Raw genomic sequence first — 222 nt, 5'->3', positions numbered from 1 at the left:
GCTGCTGCACTGGACCCGCCGGATGATCGAGATCCGCAAGCAGAACCCGGCCTTCGGCCTCGGCTCCTACACCGAACTGCCCTCCTCCAACCCCGCGGTTCTCGCCTTCCTGCGCGAGTACGAGGACGACCTGGTGCTCTGCGTGAACAACTTCTCCCGCTTCGCCCAGCCCACCGAACTCGACCTCAGCGCCTTCGCGGGACGGCACCCGGTCGAGCTGTT

At 66.7% G+C, this 222-nt stretch carries 1 protein-coding gene; it reads left to right on the top strand.

Annotated elements, in window-relative coordinates; genetic code table 11:
• Positions 1-222, top strand: a 222-nt coding sequence (locus ADK41_RS16085) for an alpha-glucosidase C-terminal domain-containing protein (RefSeq protein WP_209438651.1), incomplete at both ends; no start/stop codon positions are given.

The sequence above is a fragment of the Streptomyces caelestis genome (assembly GCF_001279005.1).
Classification (GTDB): Bacteria; Actinomycetota; Actinomycetes; order Streptomycetales; family Streptomycetaceae; genus Streptomyces; species Streptomyces heliomycini.
Note: the sequence above shows the minus strand (reverse complement) of the source record. Positions and strands in the feature narration are given on the sequence as shown.